Genomic DNA, 20580 nt, shown 5'->3' with positions numbered 1-20580 from the left:
TACAATCTCATTTTCAATACACCTCGCAGCATACGTCGCCAGCTTTGTCCCTTTACCAGCGGAATAGCTTTCAATTCCTTTTATCAGCCCGATCGTTCCGATGGAGATTAAGTCCTCTGCATCCTCACCTGTATTTTCAAATTTTTTCACAATATGGGCGACCAAGCGAAGATTATGCTCAATCAGCATGTTTCTGGCATGTTCATCCCCTTTAGCCATGAGCTCTAAGTATTTTTTTTCCTCGCTGCTTGAGAGCGGTTGTGGAAAGGCATTGTTTTTCACGTAAGATACTAAAAAGACAAGCTCTTTAACAACAAAGCCGAGCGCTGCGAAAACACCTGTCACCATCGTCACCTCCACAAAAGTATGTAGGCAAAAGCCTATATGTAAATGTATGTGACCGGGAGGCTGTCTGTGTCTGTACCGGGAAATTTCTCGCGGGGGAGTCCGGCTTTTGTAAGCAGCATACTAACTTCAAATGTTAAAAATAATCTTTATCAAGCGCCCATACATTGAAATGAACAAAGGTATGGGGGGATGGGAATGAAAAAATGGATGGCAGGCCTGTTTCTTGCTGCAGCAGTTCTTCTTTGTTTAATGGTTCCGCAGCAGATCCAAGGCGCATCTTCGTATGACAAAGTGTTATATTTTCCGCTGTCTCGTTATCCGGAAACCGGCAGTCATATTAGGGATGCGATTGCAGAGGGACATCCAGATATTTGTACCATTGATAGAGATGGAGCAGACAAAAGGCGGGAGGAATCTTTAAAGGGAATCCCGACGAAGCCGGGCTATGACCGGGATGAGTGGCCGATGGCTGTCTGCGAGGAAGGCGGCGCAGGGGCTGATGTCCGATATGTGACGCCTTCTGATAATCGCGGCGCCGGCTCGTGGGTAGGGAATCAAATGAGCAGCTATCCTGACGGCACCAGAGTGCTGTTTAATGTGCAGTAATAAAGAAGAGGCTCTTTCTTGAGCCTCTGTTGTTACAATCCTTCGCCGAGCTGAATTTTCGGGGGATAGGTTTCTGCTTTTCGCCAATATTGGCGTGTGCCTTCGTCCCGTACAACGATGCCCAGCTGTGCCAGTTCGAGACGGAATTCTTCAATATCGTCTTTTTCTTCGTCCTGCAGCGCTTTGTGACGAGCTTTTAATAAGGCATGGGCGCCTTGCGATAGGTCTGGTGCATCAGGAATCCATCGGCGAAATTGATCTTTAAACGGATCACCATCTGTTGCCCATTCGTAATGATGCTGTCTAAAGGCCTTCTCAACGTTTACTGGTTTTTCATCAATTTCTTCCCGTACCAATTCATATCCGGCTGTTCCCAGGAGGACAAGCCGTTTGTGATCCATAAATACAAGAGCGATGTCATCGGAATGAATTGTTTGCACTTTTTTTCCTTTGATGAATTCCACTGTGTGATCTGTAATTTTGACAGACAGCAGCATTGCAATAACAGAATGAGCGAACCAAATCCCCGCACACATACCGAGAAGAGCAGTGATAAATGAAGCTGTAGATCCCTGAAAAGAGGTAATGAGCCGAAGCGGTCCTTCAAGAGGGATCCAGGGGAGGGATAATGCCCATTTCGCAATCTGCGGAATAAAATACCCGATTGCAAAACCGATGATTGCAAGTGCAGCGTATAAAAAGAATACAGCGGTTTTCGTAACTCCGATAAGAGTATGAGATTGATTCTGCAACATGTCACCTTCTTTTTACTAAAAAAATCGAATACCTTCCCATATTTTAACTTAAACTGATGGTAAATCAAGGATAAAGTGATAATTATGGATATAAAGAGATTCAGTAATAGAACTGGCAGGCACAGTCAGTCATGAAAAATAAAATTTACATGCGCATACGATGTAAGCCCCATTTGTTTTCTGCGTATCACAATACAATCCAAAGGGAACATAAAGAGTAAAGGCTTTTTAGACAATCAGGAGGAACAGATATGAAAATCGGATTAATCGGCTTAGGGAAAATGGGCATAAACATAGGAAAGCAATTCATTGACCGCAATCATCAAGCGGTTGGATATGATGTAAATCAAGCGGCTGTTGATGAACTGAAAGCATACGGGGCTGAGGGGACAACGAATCTTAAAGAGTTCATTTCTTTATTAGACCCGCCGCGTATCCTATGGGTTATGGTACCGCATGGCATTGTCGATGCTGTTTTGCGTGATGTATCACCTTTATTAAGTAAAGGCGATATGATTATCGAAGCTGGAAACTCTCATTATAAAGAATCAATTCGCCGCTACAATCAAATGAAAGAAGCGGGTATCCATTATCTCGATGCCGGAACGTCGGGCGGAATGGAAGGCGCACGGCATGGAGCCTGTTTTATGGTGGGGGGCGATCATGAAGCATGGGAGATTGTGGAACCGCTTTTTCGTGATACTGCCGTCGAAAATGGTTATCTATACGCTGGTGAAGCGGGAAGCGGACATTTTTTAAAAATGATCCATAATGGAATTGAGTATGGAATGATGGCCGCGATTGGTGAAGGATTCGAAGTGCTTGAAAACAGCCAATTTGATTTTGACTACGAGAAGGTTGCCAGAGTGTGGAATCATGGTTCTGTCATTCGTTCTTGGCTTATGGGACTGACTGAGCGAGCTTTCGCTAAGGATGCGAAACTGGATCAGATCAAGGGCATTATGCATTCCTCAGGTGAAGGAAAATGGACGGTGGAAACCGCGCTTGATCTGCAGACGGCAACGCCGGTCATCGCCATGTCACTAATGATGAGATACCGTTCTTTAACAGACGATACGTTTACAGGAAAGGTGGTTGCTGCGCTTCGAAATGAATTTGGAGGCCATGCGACAGAAAAAAAGTAAGGGGGCCAACAAGCCTCCTTATTTTTTTGGCACCTTCAGAAGATGAGGGAACTTTTTATAAATGACCAGCATGATGATCAGAATATATGTACCGTAAATGCTGATAGACAATAATTTATTGCTGGTGAAATTGGCACCTGCAATAGTGACAACAACAATATTGGGGATTTTCCCTATTAAAGACGCAAAGAAAAAAACATGCCAGCGAACCTGGCTCAGCCCGCAGATCACGTTCATTACAAGTGAAGGTATGACAGGTATCAGCCTTCCTAATAAAACAGCGGTAAAAGCGTTTTTGTTGAAGGAAGCCTCGTAGCTTTGTATGGCAGGATAGGCCTGAACTTTTTTTCTGGCCCAATCTCTAAAACTGTACCTGGCGAGAAAAAACAGCAATATTGTACCAAGCATTGAGCCGGTCAGTGTAATCCAAATTCCATTTGCAGTCCCGAACACTGCGCCATTTAAAGCAGCAACCAAAGCAAACGGCACTATTGGGAAAAAAACATCGGCAGCAATCAGCAACATACTAAATAAAACGGAAAACATCCCTCCTGCTTTGATTGCATCAAGCCAAGCTTCTTTCTGAAAAAAACCGACTGCAATGATAGCGATAATCACAAGTATACCTATTACTTTTTTTAACATGTCTATGGTCACTCCCAACTTAGGTGATGTTAGGAGCCAAAACCTCCGTCATCTAAATTAGTATAACTGGTGCCATTTCAGCTGTTCAACTGAAAACCAGGTTAAGAACACAATTCTTTTTTACCTCATAAAAAAGGCTGTCCATCTCTCTGTTTTCTGCATTCTTAATAATAGGGAGGGATAGAAATGGTAACCATAAAAAAGGATTTTATACCGCTATCAAATAATAATCGTCCTGGCTATTCTATGACGCCTGCTTATATTACGGTGCATAATACAGCGAATACAGCAAAAGGCGCTGATGCGAAAATGCACGCCAATTTTGTGAAAAACCCGAGCACATCCGAAAGCTGGCATTTTACAGTTGACGATTCAGTCATTTATCAGCATCTCCCGATAGATGAAAACGGCTGGCATGCGGGAGACGGTACAAACGGGACAGGAAACCGCAAATCGATCGGGATTGAAATCTGCGAAAATGCTGACGGCGATTTTGAAAAAGCAACATCAAATGCCCAGTGGCTGATCAGAAAGCTGATGAAGGAAAACAATATTCCGTTACATCGTGTTGTTCCCCACAAAAAATGGTCCGGGAAAGAATGTCCGCGGAAACTCTTGGACCACTGGAACTCTTTTATAAACGGAATTTCTTCCTCGGATACACCTCCAAAAGAATCTTCACCATCATATCCTCTGCCGTCTGGGGTTATAAAGCTCACTTCGCCTTATCGAAAGGGCACAAACATTCTCCAGCTGCAAAAGGCTTTAGCTGCACTTCACTTTTACCCTGATAAGGGAGCCAAAAACAATGGCATAGATGGAGTTTACGGACCGAAAACAGCGAATGCCGTCAAGCGTTTTCAGCTCATGAACGGATTAACTGCAGACGGGATTTATGGGCCAAAAACAAAGGCCAAGCTTAAATCGAAGTTAAAGTAAATGCAGGATTTAACGGATAACCTGTTTCCAGTGCGGATTCAGGTTATTTTCTTTTCTTTGGTTTGTGTGTTTTTCAGATTGGAAAGAAGGGAATTTTAAAAAATCATCAGCTGCGCCGCAATGAAAGCAGAATGATATTCACTGAGGGGGACACGTTAACTATAGGAAAAAACAGTGATAGCGAAAAACTCTTCATTGAACGAAGAGAAACAGAGGTATAACATTAAGGTGAGGCTTTTGGGGGTGTAAAGATGAAACATTTTATCATCCTTTTCCTTCTGCTGTTCGTTACAGCAGGATGCGAGGGAAGGGGATACGAAGACGTTGTAGCATTTGGTGACAGCAATACGCGTGGCTCTAATTGGGATTATCGCGATTATCCAAAAGCACAGCAGTGGGTCAATATATTAAAAACAGCTGAGCGCGGTAACCTTGATATACTCAATGCGGGAATCGGCGGACAGACGACAGAGGATGCCCGTCTCCGATTTCAGACAGATGTGCTGGATCAAAAACCGAAGTATTTGTTTATTATGTTCGGCACCAATGACGCTGCCATACTGACTGAGGGGAAACCGAGAGTGTCGAAGCAGCGTTTTAGAGAAAATCTGGTTTATTTTATTAAAGAAAGCAGAAAACACGGAATCAAGCCTATCTTAATGACGTGTATCCCAATTATAGAAGGTAATGGGAAGCATCATCTGTTTTACTATTCCAGATATCAAGCAGCTGCTTTTGAACCAAAAGGCGGAGCAAGGAAATGGCACAACTCATATAACGATATTACAAGAGATGTGTCGAAGCGCCTGGATGTCCCTCTTGTAGATAACTGGAAGCATTTTATAGAAGCAGACGGCGGAAAAGCAACTGATGAAGCGCTTATCCAATCTGGTTTAATAGATCCTTCTGGAAATCATATGACACCTAAAGGGGCAAGGATCGTATATGAAGGAATACAAGATGGGCAGATCCTGCAGCGTTGAGCCGGACAACCGCCTAGTCCGATTTATTTCTCCTACATAGGCTGTTATAAAACCTTATTAAGGAGGCGCTTCACATGTATGGCGCAGGCAGAGCATATGGATACGCTTTTATTGTTGTTTTAGTTGTTGTTCTCCTGGTTGTGGGCGGCATATACTGGTTAGCATAATAACCGGCCCTTTAAAACACCTCTTTTTAGGGGTGTTTTTTGCTGAAAATAGTAGTAAAGCGCGCAGCCAAAGTGATATAATATCAGTCATCTGAGTAAAAAAAGGAAATACGCCCGGAAAAAATAGACAAATTCCTATTAAGAAGATACGGAAATAATATGTCCGAGCGATCTTCTTTTTATTTCGTTTTCAATTAACTCGATAAAGTCACGGTTTAAATTCATTTCGGTGGCTTTGAAATAAGATTCTATTAGTAATTCATCAGACAGTTTTCTCATGCTAGGAACCCAATTAATGGGAGAGGCACCTCCTTAAAAGTTGGAATCATTCATGATTTTAACGCATACAATGATAAGTTGCGTTCATCTGAGGTTGAAGTTATCTTTAATCTACCATGAAATGCATATAAGAACAATCGTTCTGTTATCCACACCAAAAAGTGGATAACTTGTGAGTATCGTGTTTATAATTTGTCTAAAGAGTGATGTAATAAGAGTGGATAGTGTGTGTAAATTTATCCACACCTGGTGAAGAAACCCAATTTTTGTCGAAATTTTTTTGCTCAGTTTTTCTTTAGGCGCAAGTTCGATTTTTTTCGACAATCATTTTGAAAGAAAGAAAAAGGGAAGGGTGCGGGTTTTGTTAAAAAAGTTTTTTTTACCTGACGAGTTTGTAAAAAATATTTTTCATATTACACCTGAGAAATTAAAGGAACGAAATGTAAAAGGAATTATTACTGACCTGGATAATACGCTTGTTGAATGGGACAGGCCGAACGCGACGCCGCGATTGATCGAGTGGTTTGAAGAAATGAAGGAACACGGCATTAAAGTGACAATTGTCTCTAATAATAACGAAAGAAGAGTGAAACTTTTCTCAGAACCGCTTGGAATCCCATTCATCTATAAAGCCAGAAAACCGATGGGTAAAGCCTTTAATAGAGCGGTGCGCAATATGGAGCTGAAAAAAGAGGACTGCGTTGTCATCGGAGACCAGCTGCTGACCGATGTACTCGGGGGAAACCGAAACGGCTACCATACGATTTTGGTCGTGCCAGTCGCTTCCTCTGACGGATTCATTACGCGCTTTAACCGCCAGGTCGAACGCAGAATACTGAGTGCTCTCAAACGAAAAGGGCACATTCAGTGGGAGGAGTAAGAAATGGAAAAGGTTGTTTGTATCGGGTGCGGAGTTACGATCCAAACCGAGGACAAAACAGGTTTGGGGTACGCGCCGCCTGCATCGCTTACGAAAGAAAATGTGATTTGCCAGCGGTGCTTCAGACTGAAAAACTATAATGAAATACAAGATGTCTCCTTAACTGATGATGATTTTTTGAACATTCTTCACGGTATTGGAGAAACGGACTCTCTTGTCGTAAAAATTGTTGATATTTTTGATTTTAACGGCAGCTGGATTAATGGGCTGCAGCGCTTGGTGGGGGGAAACCCTATCTTATTAGTTGGCAATAAAGCGGATATTTTGCCTAAGTCACTGAAAAGAGAGCGTCTGATCCAATGGATGAAGCGTGAAGCGAAAGAGCTTGGCTTAAAACCGGTTGACGTATTTTTGGTCAGTGCGGGACGCGGCCAGGGAATCAGAGAAGTAATTGACGCGATTGAGCATTACCGCAACGGAAAAGACGTCTATGTTGTCGGATGTACAAATGTAGGAAAGTCAACCTTTATTAACCGGATTATTAAAGAAGTGTCAGGTGAAGAAGATATTATTACAACATCCCAATTTCCTGGCACAACCCTTGATGCGATTGAAATCCCGCTGGATGACGGTTCATCGCTTTATGATACACCGGGAATTATCAACAACCATCAAATGGCGCATTATGTCAATAAAAAGGATCTGAAAATATTATCTCCTAAAAAGGAGCTGAAGCCTCGCACATTCCAGCTTAATGATCAGCAAACACTGTATTTTGGCGGACTTGCAAGGTTTGATTATGTGTCTGGGGAAAGATCTCCTTTTATTTGCTATATGCCGAATGAACTGATGATTCATAGAACAAAACTTGAAAATGCAGACGCGCTTTATGAAAAGCATGCAGGGGAATTGCTCACACCTCCGGGTAAAGATGAAATGGATGAGTTTCCGGAATTGGTCGCCCATACGTTTACGATAAAAGACAAAAAGACAGATATCGTTTTCTCTGGGTTAGGCTGGGTTACTGTCCATGACGCCGATAAAAAGGTAACTGCATACGCGCCAAAAGGCGTTCATGTATTTGTTCGGCGTTCATTAATTTAAGAAAAGGGGAGAGGAGTATGAAAAAGCTGTACGGGGTTATCGGAAATCCGATTGGCCATTCTATGTCACCTGATATTCATAACGCATCATTGAAAGACCTCGGGCTTGACGGACATTATCATGCCTTCAAGGTAGAAGAGAATGATCTGGAGGATGCGGTAAAAGGAATAAGAGCTCTAGGCGTACAAGGAATCAATGTGACTGTTCCGCACAAGGTTTCCATTATGGATTATCTGGATCATATTGATGAGAGTGCAAAAGTGCTCGGTGCCGTAAACACGGTCAGAAGAGAGGGAGATAAGCTTGTCGGATACAATACCGATGGGGAAGGCTTCGTGAAGTCATTAATGAAGGTATTAGACAAGCCCATCTCTGAACTGTCATTCTTAATGATCGGCGCTGGCGGAGCGGCGAGAGCCATTTTTACAACAATTGTCCGAAATACCCCGAAAAAATTTGACATTTGCAACCGGACGTTAGAAAAAGCAAAGCGGCTTACAGAAGCTACTCCCTCGTTTCACAATAAAGAAGTATTAAGCATAAAAGAAGCAGAAGAACGTCTTGAGCAGTATGATGTTATCATCCATACAACGTCTGTGGGCATGTATCCGAACGTGGACGATGTGCCGCTTTCATTACAGCGTGCCGCGAGCAGTGCCGTCGTATGTGATATCGTGTATAATCCAATACAGACGGCCCTTTTAAAGGAAGCAAGCCAAAAAGGCTTGAAAACACTCGACGGTGTGGGCATGTTTGTTGAACAGGCAGCATTGTCTTTCCAATTGTGGACTGGACAAGAGCCTGATATTGAAAAAATGAGATCCATTGTAATAGGAAAATTAGGAGGAACAGAATGTTAACAGGTAAACAAAAACGTTTTTTGCGTTCAAAAGCGCATCATTTAACGCCGATTTTTCAAGTAGGTAAAGGCGGAGTAAACGACAACATGATTAAACAAATTGCTGAGGCGCTTGAAGCGAGAGAGCTGATTAAAGTCAGCGTGCTTCAGAATTGCGAAGAGGATAAAAACGATGTAGCGGAAGCTCTTGTAAAAGGAAGCCGCTCTCAATTGGTGCAGACAATCGGCAATACGATTGTGTTATATAAGGAATCAAAGGAAAATAAACAAATCGAGCTTCCTTAAAGGTGGTTGAAATGAAGAAAATCGGAATTTTCGGAGGCACGTTTGATCCTCCGCATAATGGTCACCTCTTAATGGCGAATGAGGTGCTGTACCAGGCGGGGCTTGATGAAATTTGGTTTATGCCTAATCAAATTCCGCCGCATAAACAGAACGAAGACTATACCGACAGCTTTCATCGCGTGGAAATGCTAAAGCTTGCAATTCAATCTAATCCGTCCTTTAAGCTGGAGCTTGTTGAAATGGAAAGAGAAGGGCCATCATATACCTTTGATACCGTTTCTTTACTGAAGCAGCGTTATCCAAATGATCAGCTGTTCTTTATTATCGGCGCTGATATGATTGAATATTTGCCGAAATGGTATAAGCTGGACGAGCTGCTGAACCTCATTCAATTTATTGGAGTAAAGCGCCCCGGTTTTCATGTTGAAACCCCTTATCCGCTTCTCTTTGCAGACGTTCCGGAATTTGAGGTATCATCAACTATGATAAGGGAACGGTTTAAAAGCAAGAAGCCCACTGACTACTTAATCCCTGATAAAGTGAAGAAGTATGTAGAGGAGAATGGTTTATATGAATCGTGAGGAGGCACTTGCATGCGTGAAGCAGCAATTGACCGAACACCGATATATCCATACGGTTGGCGTGATGAACACGGCGATCGAACTTGCGGAGCGTTTTGGAGCCGATTCTAAAAAAGCGGAAACAGCGGCAATCTTTCATGATTACGCCAAATTCCGCCCGAAAGAAGAAATGAAACAAATTATTGCGCGTGAAAAAATGCCTGCGCATTTATTGGATCATAATCCGGAGCTCTGGCACGCTCCGGTCGGCGCTTATTTGGTCCAAAGAGAGGCAGGGGTTCAAGATGAAGACATTCTTGACGCCATTAGGTATCATACCTCAGGGCGCCCCGGCATGACACTTTTAGAAAAAGTCATTTACGTTGCCGATTACATTGAGCCAAACCGGGCATTTCCCGGTGTCGATGAGGTGCGTAAGCTTGCTGAGACAGATTTGAATCAAGCGCTGATTCAGTCCATTAAAAATACAATGGTTTTTCTTATGAAAAAAAATCAACCGGTTTTTCCAGACACATTTTTAACGTATAACTGGCTTGTGTCTGGCAGCTGAACAGGAGGAATTTGTGAATGAACCAAAAGTCCATTTTAAAGATCGCAGCTGCGGCTTGCGATGATAAACGGGCAGAGGATATTTTAGCACTGGATATGGAAGGTATTTCTCTGGTTGCTGATTATTTTCTGATCTGCCACGGAAATTCAGATAAACAGGTACAGGCTATTGCCCGTGAAATCAAGGATCAAGCTGATGAAAACGGCATTCAAGTCAAAAAGATGGAAGGCTTTGATGAAGCAAGATGGGTTCTCGTTGATCTAGGCGATGTGATTGTCCATGTCTTCCACAAGGACGAAAGAAGCTACTACAACCTTGAAAAGCTGTGGGGAGACGCTCCACTCGCAGATCTTGATCTTGGAATGAATCAATGATTTATCAAGGCTTTGCAAGCGTGTATGACGAGTTAATGTCACACGCGCCTTACGATCAATGGACAAAATGGATTGAAGCATCTCTCCCGGAAAAAGGCCGTATTCTCGATCTGGCATGCGGCACGGGGGAAATCTCCATCCGGCTTGCCGAAAAAGGCTTCGAGGTTACAGGCATCGATCTCAGCGAAGAGATGCTTTCTTTCGCCCAGCAAAAGGTATCGAGTAGCCAGCCTATTTTATTTCTTCAGCAGGATATGAGAGAGATTACCGGTTTTGACGGTCAGTTTGACGCTGTTGTGATATGCTGTGACTCATTAAATTATTTAAAAACAAAAAATGATGTGATCGAAACCTTTAAAAGTGTATTTCGGGTATTAAAGCCTGAAGGCATTTTGTTGTTTGATGTTCATTCATCTTATAAAATTGCGGAAGTCTTTCCGGATAGCACATTTGCTGACCAGGACGAAGATATCAGCTATATTTGGCAGAGCTTTGCCGGAAGTGGCGATCTTTCTGTCATTCATGATATGTCGTTTTTTGTGTGGAACGGAGAAGCGTATGATCGTTTTGATGAGACACACGAGCAAAGAACGTTCCCGGTGGAAGAATACGAAGAAATGCTTAAGAACTGCGGCTTTCAGCTCCATCGCGTGACAGCTGATTTTACGGATACCGAGCCATCAGCACAATCAGAACGCCTCTTTTTCAAGGCGCAGAAATCAAAAACCATCGTTTCCTAAAACGATGGTTTTTTAAAATGCTTTTTTATGCTTTTGCAGTACAGACGAACGTATGACATACTCGTCTACACATGAAACTGCTTTTTCACTGCGGAAATATCCTCCTCGTACTTCATATGAGTATTTTGAAATACCCGGTGAAACATATCCTGCACACCGCTTTCCAGCGCTTTAATGCCTTCTCCTGTTACACCGCCTTTAACGCAAACCTTTTCCTGTAATGCAGGCAGGGTATACAATTCGGTTTCTAACAGTTTTCCCATTCCGACAAGCATTTCCTTACACATCAAAATCGCGTCCTGTTTAGACACTGATGTTTCCGAAACAGCTGCATCTATAAACCGCTGAATCAGATAGCTCATAAAAGCGGGGCCGCAGCTTACGATGTCTGATGCAACCCTGGTGATGTCACTTTCAATTTGCAGCGGATGAGAGATATGCTGCATCAGCTCATTGATTTTCGTTTTTGCAGATTCGCCGCAGCTTGTGCCGAAAGTGACGAGAGAAACACCTGCCAGCGCTCTGTTCGTAATACTTGGGATCACTCGAGCCACTTGACACGGCACATATTGTTCGAGCTGTTCGGTTTGAACGGGGCTTGTAATTGAGATGAGAATATGATCTTTTCTTAAATAAGGTAACGCTCTTGCCAGTAAAGGATATATATCAAGCGGCTTAACACAAATAAAAATCATCTCGTTTTCAGAAACGAGCTTTTCGAGACTTTCGGTAACGTTTATGCTGTTGTAGCGGTTTTTTATGTGCAACGCTTTTTCAATTGTGCGGTTTGTGATTGTCATGTTTGAGGGATCGGCTGCTTTTGATTCAATAAATGATTCGATAAGGATCGTGCCCATATTTCCTGTGCCGATAAAGCCTATCTTCAATGGTTTCCCCTCCTTTGAGCTATTATCCTCTAAACCATATGTGTTATGAAAATAAAATATGACGAAAGCGGGGAACATGCACGATGAATTGGTTGAATCAGCATAAGAAAGCAATTATTTTAGCGGCTTCTGCGGCTGTTTTCACAGCGATTATGATCTTTCTGGCCACAGGGAAAAATAAAGAGCCGGTGAAGCAAGCTGTACCAACAGAGACAGAAAATACAGTGGTAAAGCAGGAAGCAAACAACGACGAGTCAAGCGAAACAATTGTGATAGACATCAAAGGTGCTGTTAAGCATCCAGGCGTTTATGAAATGCGTACAGGGGACAGAGTATCTCAGGCAATTGAGAAAGCAGGCGGGACCAAAGAACAAGCAGACGAAGCGCAAGTAAATTTGGCCGAGATTCTGCAGGACGGGACAGTGGTGTACATCCCGAAAAAGGGAGAGGAAACAGCAGTGCAGCAAGGTACCGGAGGGTCTGTCCAAAGCGATGGAGGGAAGGGACCGCTGGTGAATATCAATACAGCAACCTTAGAGGAGTTACAAGGCATCTCGGGGGTGGGGCCATCCAAAGCTGAAGCTATTGTTGCATACCGGGAAGAAAACGGGCGTTTCCAAACAATTGAAGATATCACTAAGGTTTCAGGAATAGGTGAAAAGTCATTTGAGAAAATAAAGTCTTCCATTACAGTAAAGTGATTTGACGGTTATGCATTATGATAGGTAAACTAAAGGTCAGGCAACACAACATTTGGAGGGAACAACGTGGAACGAATTTCATGGAATCAATACTTTATGGCTCAAAGCCATTTATTGGCGCTGCGCAGCACATGTCCGAGATTATCTGTCGGCGCTACTATAGTCAGAGACAAACGCATGATAGCAGGAGGCTACAACGGGTCAATCGCGGGCGGTGTACATTGTGCAGATGAAGGATGCTTAATGATAGATGATCATTGCGCAAGAACGATTCACGCTGAAATGAATGCGATTCTTCAATGCTCTAAGTTTGGGGTGCCGACTGATGGAGCCGAGATTTATGTGACGCATTATCCGTGCATTCAATGCTGCAAATCTATTATTCAAGCTGGTATCAAAACGGTTTATTATGCTGAGGATTACAAAACACATCCGTATGCGCAGGAATTATTTGAACAGGCGGGTGTAACTGTTGAACAGGTTGAACTCGATGAAATGATCGTTGATCTGAAAAACAGAGAAAAGCTTTCATTTGTAGCGGGTCTTATAGGGAAATTGGCCGATGCCGGTTTAGCGGAGGAAGAATTGAAAAAGATACATGAACAGGCGAATACACTTTTCACGAGCTACGTGTGATGAATGCGTAATTCGCGTTTGTTATTGCCTATGGCGGCAGCTTCGGCAACGGCTGGAATTACTGCCGCCGCTTATTTCCCCGCTATTTTTCTTTTCATCCTCTTTCTCCTCATCATTTTAATCAAAACGAGGCACGCTTTTCTTATTATTGTTTGTTTCTTCTCTTTTATATTGTTTTTTGTACTGTATGCAGTCACAGATTCTCAGAATGTCTCTTCCTATCGGCAGGGAACCTATCAATTCAAGGCAGTGATTGACACTATTCCCAAAATTGACGGCGACCGTATGTCTATGATGGTTAAGACACCTGATAAGGAAAAATGGGCTGCTGCGTATCGCATTCAGTCTGCTGGTGAAAAAGAACAGCTGTTATACATAGAACCAGGAATGTCATGTGAGTTGACTGGTACATTGGAAGAACCGAATCACGCAACTGTGCCGGGTGCATTTGATTATAACGAGTATCTTTATCGGCAGCATATTCATTGGAACTACTCTGTCACGTCTATCCAAAACTGCAGCGAACCTGAAAATTTTAAGTACAAGGTGCTCAGCTTGAGAAAACATATCATATCATTCACAAACAGCCTTTTGCCTCCTGATTCGGCAGGGATTGTACAGGCACTTACAGTTGGTGACAGATTTTATGTGGAGGATGAAGTGCTTACCGCGTATCAAAAGCTTGGTGTTGTCCATCTCTTGGCAATATCAGGACTCCACGTGGGGATTTTGACAGCAGGTTTGTTTTATATCATGATTCGCCTTGGTATAACTAGAGAAAAGGCGTCAATTCTGTTGCTGTTATTTCTGCCGCTCTATGTGATGTTGACCGGCGCTGCTCCTTCAGTGCTACGCGCCGCTCTCATGTCGGGTGTTTACTTAGCTGGAAGCCTTGTCAAATGGCGTGTCCACTCTGCAACTGCAATTTGTCTTTCATACATCGTCCTTCTGCTCTTCAATCCTTATCATCTCTTTGAAGCTGGTTTTCAGCTATCGTTCGCCGTCAGTTTTTCTTTAATTCTATCCTCTTCTATTTTTCAGCAGGTTAAAACCTCCTTGGGGCAGCTGACAATTGTATCACTCATCGCTCAGCTGGGCTCGCTTCCGATTCTCCTGTATCATTTTCATCAGTTTTCTATCATCAGCGTACCGATGAATATGTTGATGGTACCATTTTATACCTTCTGTATTTTGCCGGGAGCTGTAGCAGGTGTTCTTCTATTAAGTCTTTCCGCTTCGTTTGGGAGATTGTTTTTCAGCTGGTTTGATTTATTGATAAGTTGGACCAATAGGTTAATCACAAAAATTGCAGATGTTGATGTGTTCACGATTATGATCGCACATCCTGCACCTGTTCTGCTTTTTTTATTCACGGTCACGATCATCCTATTGCTTATGGCGATTGAAAAACGCTCCTTGTCGCAGTTGATGGTAACCGGCGGCATTTGCTGCACGGTGATGTTTCTGCTCTTTATATATCCGTGTCTTAGTTCCGAAGGAGAAGTGGATATGATAGATATTGGACAGGGTGACAGCATGTTTGTAGGTGCTCCGCATCAGCGGGGTCGTGTCTTAATTGATACCGGCGGCACTTTGTCTTACTCGTCAGAGCCTTGGCGCGAAAAACAGCATCCGTTTTCACTGGGGGAAAAGGTGCTGATTCCGTTTTTAACTGCTAAGGGAATCAAACAGCTTGACGCTTTAATTCTGACGCACGCTGACCAAGATCATATCGGAGAGGCGGAGACTCTGCTGAAGCATCATAAAGTAAAGCGCCTCGTGATTCCGAAGGGGTTCGTTTCTGAACCTAAAGATGAGAAAGTGCTGCAGACAGCCAGAGAAGAGGGAGTGACAATTGAAGAGGTGAAGCGAGGCGATGTATTGCAAATAAAGGATTTGCAGTTCCATGTACTGTCACCTGAAACACCTGATCCGGCAAGCAAAAATAATTCCTCTCTCGTTCTGTGGATGGAGACGGGCGTTCTGAGCTGGATTTTGACGGGTGATCTGGAGAAAGAAGGGGAACAGGAGGTGATGGACGTGTTTCCAAATATTAAAGCAGATGTCTTAAAGGTGGGGCACCATGGGAGCAAAGGCTCTACCGGTGAAGAATTCATCCAACAGCTTCAGCCGAAAACGGCCATTATCTCAGCCGGGAAAAACAATCGGTACCATCATCCTCATCAAAAAGTTCTGCAACTATTACAGAGACATTCTATCCGCGTGCTGCGAACAGATCAAAACGGAACGATCCAATATAGATACAAAAACAGAGTTGGAACCTTTTCTGTCTATCCTCCATATGATACATCAGATATAACAGAGACGAACTAAAAAAGACTGCCGAGAAATCAGCAGCCCGGGCAGTCGCTGTTATGAACCAACTAGGTGAATAACCGTTGCCATGACAAACAAGAAGGCGAAAAATCCGAAGGACACAACAAAACCAACAGCTGAATCTACAGCATCATTTCGTTTGCTTTGAACGTTTTTTTCAAAATCATTCAACTTTATCCCTCCTGACTGACTTAAGTATAATGGAATTGTTTTGAAAAATCTAGAAGCTAAGGTAACGTTTTCTGTTCTGGTGATTATCGCCTTTTTACAAGCTGTCCCGGGGGCTTGCGAACAGGCGTTTAATATAAATGGGGAAGCAGCAGTCAGGCTTCCTCTTTACTATTTTGCAAACTCAATTTAGGATAGAGGGGGATGATGAAAGAGAGGAAGTCGTACAACAATGGTATTTGATGTGTGGAAAAGCCTGAAAAAAGGAGAGGTCCATCCAGTTTATTGTTTATACGGAAAAGAGACATATCTGCTGCAAGAAACCGTCAGCAGGATCAGACAGACGGTCGTTGATCAGGAGACAAAGGATTTCAATCTATCCGTTTTTGATCTGGAAGAGGACCCGCTGGATCAAGCGATTGCAGATGCTGAAACGTTTCCGTTTATGGGGGAGCGGCGTCTTGTCATTGTGAAAAATCCATATTTTTTAACAGGTGAAAAGAAAAAAGAAAAAATTGAGCACAACGTCAGTGCGCTTGAATCATATATACAATCACCTGCGCCTTACACAGTCTTTGTCCTGCTTGCTCCGTATGAAAAGCTTGATGAGCGGAAAAAGCTGACGAAAGCGTTAAAGAAGCACGCGTTTATGATGGAGGCGAAGGAATTAAACGCAAAGGAAACGACGGACTTTACTGTCAACCTTGCAAAAACAGAGCAGAAAACAATCGGCACGGAAGCGGCGGAGCATTTGGTTCTGCTTGTGAACGGGCATCTGTCATCGATTTTTCAGGAGATTCAAAAGCTCTGCACGTTTATTGGAGATCGTGAAGAAATTACGCTGGATGATGTGAAAATGCTTGTTGCTAGAAGCCTTGAACAAAATATTTTTGAGCTGATCAATAAAATCGTCAACCGAAAACGAACAGAGAGTCTGCAAATTTTTTATGATTTGCTTAAACAAAATGAAGAACCGATCAAAATTATGGCGCTTATTTCGAACCAGTTCCGGCTGATTCTGCAGACGAAGTACTTCGCGGAACAGGGATACGGACAAAAACAAATCGCTTCTAATCTAAAAGTTCACCCATTTCGGGTAAAGCTGGCGATGGATCAAGCAAGGCTTTTTTCAGAGGAGGAGCTCCGTTTAATTATTGAACAGCTTGCCGTCATGGACTATGAGATGAAAACCGGGAAAAAGGACAAGCAGCTCCTGCTCGAACTGTTCCTTTTACAGCTGTTAAAAAGAAATGAAAAAAACGATCCCCATTATTGAGGATCGTTTTTATATTATGCAGAAAGTCCGTTCACTTTTTTCGCTAGTCTTGATTTGTATCGAGCTGCGGTATTTTTGTGTACAAGACCTGTTTTCACTGCTTTATCAATACGTTTAGCTGCTTCAGTAAGAGCAGTTTTCGCTTTGTCAGCTTCGTTGTTGGCAACAGAAGCTTCAACTTGTTTGATTGCAGTACGCATAGCAGATTTGATTGTCGCGTTATGAACGCGGCGTTCGTTGTTTGTTTTTGTACGTTTAATCGCTGATTTAATGTTTGGCATGTGTTTCACCTCCTAAGATACAACCTGTAGCACAGTGTCTTAAGGTTAAATCTTCTTCACAATAGAACAAATTGTATTCTATCAAACACACCTTTAGATTGCAATATAAATGTAAAGTATTTTTCATTGAAGGTTCTCTTTTTAGCATGATTCATTCAGCAAATGGCAACAATATAGGTACTTAATGTGAAGGAGGCCCCTGTATGAAAAAGAGTGAGCTGGATGTGAATCAGTATTTGATACGTACCGATTTGGCAGTGGAAACGAAGGAAGCAATGGCCAATCAGCAGGCTGTGCCGACAAAAGAAATTAAAGGCTTTATTGAAAAAGAGCGTGATCACGGCGGCATTAAAATCCGCACAGTTGATGTTACAAAGGAAGGCGCAGAGCTTTCGGGAAAAAAAGAAGGGCGCTATTTAACGCTTGAAGCACAGGGAATCAGGGAGAATGATTCGGAAATGCAGGAGAAGGTCTCTGCTGTCTTTGCGGAGGAATTCTCAGCTTTTCTTGAAAACCTTAATATCTCAAAAGATGCGAGCTGTTTGATCGTTGGGCTCGGCAACTGGAACGTGACACCTGATGCGCTTGGGCCGATGGCAGTAGAAAATCTGTTGGTAACAAGGCACTTGTTTAAGCTTCAGCCGGAAAACGTACAGGAGGGTTACAGGCCTGTCAGTGCTTTTGCACCGGGTGTAATGGGGATAACAGGAATCGAAACAAGTGACATTATTAAAGGTGTGATTGAGCAATCGAAGCCTGATTTTGTCATCGCCATTGATGCGTTGGCGGCGCGGGCGGTGGAAAGGGTCAACACAACCATTCAAATATCGGATACAGGCATTCACCCGGGGTCTGGAGTGGGGAATAAACGAAAAGATTTAAGCAAAGACACGCTTGGTGTTCCGGTGATTGCTATCGGTGTTCCGACAGTAGTTGATGCCGTGACAATTGCCAGCGACACGGTGGACTACATATTAAAACATTTTGGCAGAGAAATGAAGGATAACAGGCCATCAAGATCGCTTGTTCCGGCAGGCATGACGTTTGGGAAAAAGAAAGTGCTCACTGAAGACGATCTTCCCGATCAAAAGCAGCGCCAATCGTTCCTAGGTATTGTCGGAACCCTTCAAGAAGATGAAAAACGGCAGCTCATTCACGAGGTGCTTTCGCCTTTAGGGCACAACTTAATGGTTACACCGAAGGAAGTCGATTCATTTATTGACGATATGGCAAATGTTTTAGCGAACGGATTAAACACAGCGCTTCATGAAAAAGTGTCACAAGAAAACAAAGGCTCCTACAATCACTAAACAGTTCTACTTCCTCTAGCTTGTTCATAGAGTAATTACTAGACAAGCGCTGGAGGGATTCAATGAGAAATAAACGCAGAAACAGACAGATTGTTGTTGCGGTAAATGGAGGGAAAGCGGTAAAAGCCATCTTTCTATTTATCGTAAGCCTTATCGTGATTTTTGTTCTATCCGGTGTGCTGACGTCTCTCCGGCCGGAACTTAGGCCGTCGTCTGACTCTTTTTATGGGATTGCTGAAGAATTGCCGGGTGACGTATTTGCACATTTGCTGCGGATGGAAAACCATTATTTCGCTTCTGACCTCTCTCAAACAGACAGCTCATTTCATCTTTCTCGTCTTTCTTTAAAGCTGGCGACGAGCATTAACCTCGAAGATCCGCGGAGCTTTCTCGGTCGGGAGCTGCCGGGATTTGCACAATTTGATACCGAGATTTTGTTAGCTGGACAAGGAACGGATTATACGAATATGCCTGCGGAATCGCCGCCGCCGTCTAAGGTGATGGAGGAAGAAAGAGAAGCGAATTTGGCAGAGATTGAAAAACAGCAAACGCAATCAGATAATGCGCAAAAAGATCCGCCCAAACAAACAACAGGTGATAAAAAGGTCGTGTTTATCTATCACACGCACAATACGGAATCATATCTCCCTCTATTAAAAGGCGAGACCGATCCTGACATGGCGCGCCATTCTAAAGCCAACGTCACGCTTGTAGGAGATATGTTCGGACAAGCGCTTGAATCCCAGGGAATCGGAGCCACAGTGAATAAAACCGATATACAGTCAAAATTAAATAAAAAAGGCCTAAACTATGCCAGGTCCTATGATGAATCAAGGCCGGTTGTGAAAGACGCCCTTGCTTCAAACAAAAATCTGCAATATATCATTGACATCCACAGAGACTCACGGCGCAAAAAAGACACAACCGCAACGATTAAAGGGAAAAGCTATGCCAGGGTAGCCTTTGTCGTCGGGAAAAAAAGCAAAAACTTCGAAGAAAACTATAAAATTGCGAGTGAGCTTCATAAACTGATGGAGAAAAAATACCCCGGACTTAGCACAGGTGTCTTTTCCAAAGGCTCGCCAGGCGATAATGGTGTTTACAATCAGGATTTAACCGATAGAGCGCTTTTGCTCGAGTTTGGCGGAGTAGATAATAATCTCGAAGAGCTGCAGCGTGCGGCTAACGCGGCCGCGGACGTATTCAGCGAAATGTACTGGGATGCTGAAAAGGTCAACGCAGCGAGCGGGGAGACGAAAAAACAATAAGAAATAGGTGGTTGATTTGATTGCATACTTTGGGAAATGCTTACTGCTTGTCACGATCATGTTTTTAGGCGTTCTGTTCGGCATGCAGCAGGCAAACAACGGGATGCTGAGTATGAAAGGCTATCATGACCCTTCACTGAAGGGGGCGTTTACGCTCACCGACGGAAAAGATAATGAAAAAGAAGCCTCAATCCTAGGAGAAACAGTCACGGCAAAAGATTTAGAAGAAAAACAAAAAGAGCTGGAAAAGGTGGAGACATTCAATATGTTTTCAAAAGCCGGAAAAGCGCTTTCGGACACCGTAACCAATACTGCCCAGTCAATGTATGAATGGATACGGGATATGAATCAATAAGTACGTGAAAGAGAAAAGCAGCCCAGATATGATAGGGAACTTTTCTCTTTCTTGTTTTACATTGAATCTTTACAATCCTATTGATATAATCTAAGCTAGTGTATTTTGCGTTTAATAGTAG

Annotated in this window: 26 protein-coding genes and 1 pseudogene; 20 read left to right on the top strand and 7 right to left on the bottom strand. The window is 43.1% G+C overall.

Annotated features, from left to right (window positions below; genetic code table 11):
• Positions 1-348, bottom strand: a pseudogene (locus tag NSQ83_RS13050) (sigma-70 family RNA polymerase sigma factor); the annotation flags it as partial.
• A gap of 195 nt (positions 349-543) precedes the next feature.
• Here NSQ83_RS13050 and nucB point away from each other — a divergent pair.
• Complete coding sequence (nucB, locus tag NSQ83_RS13045) at positions 544-954, top strand: sporulation-specific Dnase NucB (RefSeq protein WP_198878615.1); 411 nt, start codon at positions 544-546, stop codon at positions 952-954.
• A 32-nt stretch (positions 955-986) separates the two neighbouring features.
• Here nucB and NSQ83_RS13040 read toward each other — a convergent pair whose 3' ends face one another.
• Positions 987-1709, bottom strand: a complete 723-nt coding sequence (locus tag NSQ83_RS13040) for a hypothetical protein (RefSeq protein WP_010886572.1) — start codon at positions 1707-1709, stop codon at positions 987-989.
• Positions 1710-1960: 251 nt separating this feature from the next.
• Between NSQ83_RS13040 and gnd the strand changes: the two genes are divergently transcribed.
• Positions 1961-2854 (top strand): phosphogluconate dehydrogenase (NAD(+)-dependent, decarboxylating), encoded by an 894-nt coding sequence (gene gnd, locus NSQ83_RS13035; RefSeq protein ID WP_038429331.1) that lies wholly within the window; start codon positions 1961-1963, stop codon positions 2852-2854.
• An 18-nt stretch (positions 2855-2872) separates the two neighbouring features.
• On the opposite strand, the gene NSQ83_RS13030 is transcribed toward gnd, so the two are convergent.
• Positions 2873-3499, bottom strand: coding sequence for a TVP38/TMEM64 family protein (locus NSQ83_RS13030; RefSeq protein ID WP_038429330.1), 627 nt, complete (start codon positions 3497-3499; stop codon positions 2873-2875).
• 186 nt (positions 3500-3685) lie between these two features.
• Here NSQ83_RS13030 and cwlH point away from each other — a divergent pair, with 186 nt between their 5' ends.
• Entirely contained in the window at positions 3686-4438 is a 753-nt protein-coding gene (cwlH, locus tag NSQ83_RS13025; RefSeq protein WP_128993171.1) for an N-acetylmuramoyl-L-alanine amidase CwlH, read from the top strand.
• Positions 4439-4689: 251 nt separating this feature from the next.
• Entirely contained in the window at positions 4690-5421 is a 732-nt protein-coding gene (locus NSQ83_RS13020) for an SGNH/GDSL hydrolase family protein (protein ID WP_029317882.1), read from the top strand.
• 305 nt (positions 5422-5726) lie between these two features.
• On the opposite strand, the gene NSQ83_RS13015 is transcribed toward NSQ83_RS13020, so the two are convergent.
• A complete protein-coding gene (locus NSQ83_RS13015) occupies positions 5727-5867 on the bottom strand; it encodes a sporulation histidine kinase inhibitor Sda (protein WP_003226124.1) in 141 nt (46 codons plus the stop codon).
• Between the two features lie 361 nt (positions 5868-6228).
• Between NSQ83_RS13015 and NSQ83_RS13010 the strand changes: the two genes are divergently transcribed.
• From NSQ83_RS13010 to NSQ83_RS12975, 8 genes are read left to right on the top strand one after another with little or no spacing between them, the layout of a single operon-like run.
• Positions 6229-6747 carry a YqeG family HAD IIIA-type phosphatase gene (locus NSQ83_RS13010; protein WP_003226126.1) on the top strand — a complete coding sequence of 173 codons (519 nt, stop codon included), beginning with the start codon at positions 6229-6231 and terminating at the stop codon, positions 6745-6747.
• Positions 6748-6750: 3 nt separating this feature from the next.
• Positions 6751-7851: a ribosome biogenesis GTPase YqeH gene (yqeH, locus tag NSQ83_RS13005; RefSeq protein ID WP_003229966.1), complete on the top strand. Its 1101-nt coding sequence runs from the start codon at positions 6751-6753 to the stop codon at positions 7849-7851.
• A 17-nt stretch (positions 7852-7868) separates the two neighbouring features.
• A complete protein-coding gene (gene aroE / locus NSQ83_RS13000; RefSeq protein ID WP_076458133.1) occupies positions 7869-8711 on the top strand; it encodes a shikimate dehydrogenase in 843 nt (280 codons plus the stop codon).
• Positions 8705-8995, top strand: coding sequence for a ribosome assembly RNA-binding protein YhbY (gene yhbY, locus NSQ83_RS12995; RefSeq protein WP_003226133.1), 291 nt, complete (start codon positions 8705-8707; stop codon positions 8993-8995). The genes aroE and yhbY overlap by 7 nt, the downstream gene beginning before the upstream one ends.
• A gap of 11 nt (positions 8996-9006) precedes the next feature.
• A complete protein-coding gene (locus NSQ83_RS12990) occupies positions 9007-9576 on the top strand; it encodes a nicotinate-nucleotide adenylyltransferase (RefSeq protein ID WP_004398676.1) in 570 nt (189 codons plus the stop codon).
• A complete protein-coding gene (yqeK, locus tag NSQ83_RS12985) occupies positions 9566-10126 on the top strand; it encodes a bis(5'-nucleosyl)-tetraphosphatase (symmetrical) YqeK (RefSeq protein WP_014480316.1) in 561 nt (186 codons plus the stop codon). The genes NSQ83_RS12990 and yqeK overlap by 11 nt, the downstream gene beginning before the upstream one ends.
• Before the next feature lie 17 nt (positions 10127-10143).
• The gene (gene rsfS / locus NSQ83_RS12980; RefSeq protein ID WP_014480315.1) at positions 10144-10500 is read left to right on the top strand and encodes a ribosome silencing factor; all 357 of its coding nucleotides are present in this window, start codon (positions 10144-10146) and stop codon (positions 10498-10500) included.
• Complete coding sequence (locus tag NSQ83_RS12975; protein WP_198878616.1) at positions 10497-11240, top strand: class I SAM-dependent methyltransferase; 744 nt, start codon at positions 10497-10499, stop codon at positions 11238-11240. The genes rsfS and NSQ83_RS12975 overlap by 4 nt, the downstream gene beginning before the upstream one ends.
• 65 nt (positions 11241-11305) lie before the next feature.
• On the opposite strand, the gene comER is transcribed toward NSQ83_RS12975, so the two are convergent.
• Positions 11306-12127 (bottom strand): late competence protein ComER, encoded by an 822-nt coding sequence (comER, locus tag NSQ83_RS12970; protein WP_014480313.1) that lies wholly within the window; start codon positions 12125-12127, stop codon positions 11306-11308.
• A gap of 83 nt (positions 12128-12210) precedes the next feature.
• Between comER and comEA the strand changes: the two genes are divergently transcribed.
• The 3 genes from comEA (at position 12211) to NSQ83_RS12955 (ending at position 15798) form a co-directional block, all read left to right on the top strand.
• On the top strand, positions 12211-12828 hold the full coding sequence (comEA, locus tag NSQ83_RS12965; RefSeq protein WP_198878617.1) for a competence protein ComEA: 618 nt from the start codon (positions 12211-12213) through the stop codon (positions 12826-12828).
• 66 nt (positions 12829-12894) lie between these two features.
• Positions 12895-13464, top strand: coding sequence for a ComE operon protein 2 (locus tag NSQ83_RS12960; RefSeq protein WP_003229978.1), 570 nt, complete (start codon positions 12895-12897; stop codon positions 13462-13464).
• 3 nt (positions 13465-13467) lie between these two features.
• Positions 13468-15798 carry a DNA internalization-related competence protein ComEC/Rec2 gene (locus NSQ83_RS12955; protein WP_198878618.1) on the top strand — a complete coding sequence of 777 codons (2331 nt, stop codon included), beginning with the start codon at positions 13468-13470 and terminating at the stop codon, positions 15796-15798.
• Positions 15799-15837: 39 nt separating this feature from the next.
• On the opposite strand, the gene NSQ83_RS12950 is transcribed toward NSQ83_RS12955, so the two are convergent.
• Entirely contained in the window at positions 15838-15972 is a 135-nt protein-coding gene (locus tag NSQ83_RS12950) for a YqzM family protein (RefSeq protein WP_003229983.1), read from the bottom strand.
• A gap of 40 nt (positions 15973-16012) precedes the next feature.
• Here NSQ83_RS12950 and NSQ83_RS12945 point away from each other — a divergent pair, with 40 nt between their 5' ends.
• Together NSQ83_RS12945 and holA are read left to right on the top strand one after the other, a co-directional pair.
• Positions 16013-16162, top strand: a complete 150-nt coding sequence (locus tag NSQ83_RS12945) for a hypothetical protein (RefSeq protein ID WP_003229985.1) — start codon at positions 16013-16015, stop codon at positions 16160-16162.
• A gap of 39 nt (positions 16163-16201) precedes the next feature.
• The gene (holA, locus tag NSQ83_RS12940; protein ID WP_003229987.1) at positions 16202-17245 is read left to right on the top strand and encodes a DNA polymerase III subunit delta; all 1044 of its coding nucleotides are present in this window, start codon (positions 16202-16204) and stop codon (positions 17243-17245) included.
• 14 nt (positions 17246-17259) lie between these two features.
• On the opposite strand, the gene rpsT is transcribed toward holA, so the two are convergent.
• Positions 17260-17526, bottom strand: a complete 267-nt coding sequence (gene rpsT, locus NSQ83_RS12935; RefSeq protein ID WP_003229989.1) for a 30S ribosomal protein S20 — start codon at positions 17524-17526, stop codon at positions 17260-17262.
• Positions 17527-17729: 203 nt separating this feature from the next.
• On the opposite strand from rpsT, the gene gpr reads away from it, so the two are divergent.
• The 3 genes from gpr (at position 17730) to NSQ83_RS12920 (ending at position 20459) form a co-directional block, all read left to right on the top strand.
• Complete coding sequence (gene gpr / locus NSQ83_RS12930; protein ID WP_003229991.1) at positions 17730-18836, top strand: GPR endopeptidase; 1107 nt, start codon at positions 17730-17732, stop codon at positions 18834-18836.
• Positions 18837-18898: 62 nt separating this feature from the next.
• A complete protein-coding gene (spoIIP, locus tag NSQ83_RS12925; protein ID WP_014477383.1) occupies positions 18899-20104 on the top strand; it encodes a spore autolysin SpoIIP in 1206 nt (401 codons plus the stop codon).
• Positions 20105-20120: 16 nt separating this feature from the next.
• Complete coding sequence (locus tag NSQ83_RS12920) at positions 20121-20459, top strand: YqxA family protein (RefSeq protein ID WP_014477382.1); 339 nt, start codon at positions 20121-20123, stop codon at positions 20457-20459.
• Positions 20460-20580 lie beyond the last annotated feature (121 nt).

The sequence above is a fragment of the Bacillus sp. PS217 genome (genome assembly GCF_037963535.1).
GTDB lineage: Bacteria > Bacillota > Bacilli > Bacillales > Bacillaceae > Bacillus > Bacillus subtilis.
This window is presented reverse-complemented; position numbering and strand designations above follow the sequence as displayed.